Raw genomic sequence first — 3,435 nt, 5'->3', positions numbered from 1 at the left:
ATCACGATTGGCTCTTCAGCCCGGTGTCCACCACCCCAAAACCCGAATAGAGCCAGGCGGGATTGCCAGGGAGAACCTGCCGAAATGGGTGCCAGCGATCGCTAAGCTGATTTGCGATGAGGAGGGGATGTGAGGCCTCTGTGCTTTCGTCGGTCAGCACATCGCAATTATGCTGAACACGATCATGCTTGTGCATGCTGCGGCGATCACCAGCAACAACCCCAGGCGCTCATTCCGATCCACTCGGTCTCGCTCCAGAAGATGCCCCCGCCACCGTGGCCCAAGGCGGGGGCTAGTCCGTAGCGATTTCATTGAGTCGGCGCCGCCGCATCCAACTGCATTTTATGTAATATATGTTTCATTAGCGGCTAAAGCTGGATTTTTGGCTTATGCCTGCTGCCAAACATGAAAAAGCCCCGCATCATCTCTGAGCGGGGCCAAGGTCGTATATGCTGATCCCCTCATGGAGGAGATGCTGGTAATTTACTTCGAAATTCCTCAGAAATCGTTAAGATCGCTGAACCCCGCTGCTATGGCCTAATGCGCGGTGTTGCTTCTGGTTAAGGTACTGGTTAGGCAGCCCGGACGGTAGCGATAAAGCTCGTGACCTCGCCGCGCAGCTTCTCAGCCTCACGTGCCAGTCCCTCGGAAGCGCCGAGCACCTGGGATGCTGCGGCTCCGGTCTCTCCGGCGGCCTGAGTCACACCGGTGATGTTGACGGACACTTCGTCAGTGCCTCGCGCCGCCTGCCCGACATTGGAGGAGATGTCGCGGGTAGCGGCACTCTGCTCCTCGATGGCAGTGGCGATGGTGGTGGTGATCTCGTTCATCTGGCCAATCGTTCTGCCGATGCTGGCGATCGCTGCCTGGGCACCGCCCGTAGCACCCTGGATATCCTTGACCTTGACCTGAATCTCCTCGGTTGCCCGGGCGGTCTGGGTCGCCAGTGTCTTAACCTCGCTGGCCACCACGGCGAAGCCCTTGCCGGCTTCGCCCGCACGCGCCGCCTCGATCGTAGCGTTGAGCGCCAGCAGGTTAGTCTGGCCAGCGATGCTGTTGATCAGCTCCACCACCTGGCCGATCTGCTCGGCTGCCTGAACGAGCATCTTCATCGTCTCGTTAGTTCGCTCGGCTTCACTGACCGCCTGTCCGGCGATCCGGCTCGAGCTGTTGATCTGCCGACCGATCTCGGCGATTGAGGAGGACAGCTCCTCGGTTGCGGCTGCTACGGTCTGGACATTGGCCGAGGCCTGCTCCGACGCGGCGGCCACTGCCGTCGCCTGCTGGCTGGTGGTGTCGGCGGTGTGGGTCATCACCGAGGCGGTACTCTGCATCTCGGTCGCAGCCGACGCGACCGTCTCGACGATGCCCTTGACACTAGCCTCGAACCCGTCCGCGAGCTGGATCATTGCCGCCTTGCGATCGGCAGCCGCACGAACCTCAGCCTCCTTCCCTTCCCGCTCCATCTCACGATTGCGGATCATGTTGTCCTTGAAGACCTGAAGGGCCTTGTTCACCGTTCCAATCTCATCGCCTCGGTCAACGTCACTTACCTGAACCTGGAGGTCGCCGGAGGCGAGCGCGGTCACCGTGGCAATGGATCGCTGGAGCGGCTTGCCGACCACCTGCCGGGTCATGAACCAGAGCGATGCCATGAGCAGCACCAGCAGGCCGATGCCGCCCGCAATCGTGAAGTTCCGAAGCTCGGAAATCGGTGCCTCGACCTTGTCGAGGGGCAGGTTTACCAGCAGCGACCAGGGTGTGCCGGTGTCACCGATCTCAACCGGGATGTAGAGTTGCTTGACCTCGGTCTGAAGGCTTGCCGAGAACGAGAATTGCTCGGCGAAGCGCCCTTCGCGCACCGCCGGCTTGATCGCCTCCAGGCGCGGGTTAATCTTCTCGATCGGCTTGCCGAGGTGCTCGGGCTTAGGATAGCCGGCCCACAGGCCCTCGTTCGAGATCAGCAGGATCGAGCCGGTTTCGAACACCTTAACGTCCTTGAGCCGGTTCCAGATGCCCTCGGTCGAGAGATCGACGCCGGCCACGCCGATGAACCTGCCCTGCTCGATGATCGGCACGACCATCGACACCATCAGGACGTCGCGCCCGCCCACGGAGTAGGTATAGGGCTCAATAACCGCCTCGCGCCGCGTGAGCTTGGGCTTTTGGTAGTACTGCCCGCTCGGGCCGGGATCTTCGTAGCCGGTGAGTGGTTCAAGTGCCGTCTGCCCGGAGCCGCGGTTCCAGTAGGAGAGGAACCGGCCTGTTGCGTCGGATCCCAGCTTACCGGCGAATTCCGCGTCACGTCCATCGAGGGCATTCGGCTCCATCCCGACCCAGACCCCGATGTACTGGGCATTGTGTTCCAGCAAAGTCCTGAGCAGGACGTTCAGGTGATCACGGTCGACCCGACCGGAGGCTCTAACGCTCAGCATCGTTGCGGCAATATAGCGCGAAAGCTCCACGGCGTCGTTGAGTTGCCGTTCAACACTCTCGGCGTACCGATATCCGAGTTGCTCAGCCTCGTCATAGGCTAGCGTCTCGACCGTGCCAGCACTCTTCTCCGTGATGGCCCAGACGCTGAGACTCAGCGAAAGGATCGTGACTAGGGCAATGCCTAGGAGGAGTTTGGCGACTAGAGACAGTTTCTTAATCATCGTCCATCCTGAAGGTTCTGAAGAACGATAACTCTTGTATTTCAACATCTTTAAAAAATTTCTAGTGGCGGACTGATTGAGAAACTAGTTGCTCAGGTTTGATCACAGAACCAGGATGAAGAGACTGTCAAAGGAATGGGGGAGTCGTGCTGGGCAAGCTATGACCGGCCGTATGTTTCAGCGGCTGGGGAATGGGGATGAAGTTGGTTTTGCGCTTGGTCGAAACCAGGATCGACGGGTCAAGCCGCAGTGTCGACGTGCTGGAGATTGTGGGTCGAAGTGATCCTGGCGACATTGCGGCGCTGGGCATAACCCTGTTGCAAGGCAAGCAGCTTCTGGGTCTCATCCAGCAGGAAGTCGTCGAGGCCCAGTGCCGGGAGCTTGCCATCCGGCGGCCGAGTTGCCGGTGGTGTGCGGCAGTGTGCCAGCTCAAGGACTACCGCCCGCGCTAGATCGCCAGTAACCGGCCGCTCAAGGCCCAGGGGCAGGCTTTTTGTACAGAGGGATTAGGTTGCGCAGGTTCTCGATGCCGAAGGCAGTGAACGCCAAGACTTCCTCGTCTCCGATGCCGTAGATCCAGAGGACGCCGTCCTCGGGCTCCATGTCGAGACTGACCTCGTGCAGCAGATCCTCGTCCTCGCCGAGCATGTCGGCGACGCGAGCGATGGTGAAGACGGCGCTGATCGCGGCCACTTCAGGCGGCTTGTTTCCGGAGCGCCTCGGTGGCGGCCCAGTTCCAGGGCAGGAGTTCGTGCAGGCGGCTGACCAGATGGTCGCC

General features: G+C 60.5%; 3 protein-coding genes. 1 reads left to right on the top strand and 2 read right to left on the bottom strand.

The window, feature by feature from the left end:
- Window positions 1-572: 572 nt before the first annotated feature.
- Entirely contained in the window at window positions 573-2,657 is a 2,085-nt protein-coding gene (locus AC5JJ6_RS04925) for a methyl-accepting chemotaxis protein (protein ID WP_496040974.1), read from the bottom strand.
- Window positions 2,658-2,854: 197 nt separating this feature from the next.
- Here AC5JJ6_RS04925 and AC5JJ6_RS04920 point away from each other — a divergent pair, with 197 nt between their 5' ends.
- Window positions 2,855-3,109: a hypothetical protein gene (locus AC5JJ6_RS04920; RefSeq protein WP_496040973.1), complete on the top strand. Its 255-nt coding sequence runs from the start codon at window positions 2,855-2,857 to the stop codon at window positions 3,107-3,109.
- Between the two features lie 19 nt (window positions 3,110-3,128).
- Here AC5JJ6_RS04920 and AC5JJ6_RS04915 read toward each other — a convergent pair.
- A partial coding sequence (locus AC5JJ6_RS04915) for a hypothetical protein (protein WP_496040972.1) occupies window positions 3,129-3,435 on the bottom strand: 307 nt, incomplete at its 5' end.

The organism is Skermanella sp., from assembly GCF_059503625.1.
This window is presented reverse-complemented; position numbering and strand designations above follow the sequence as displayed.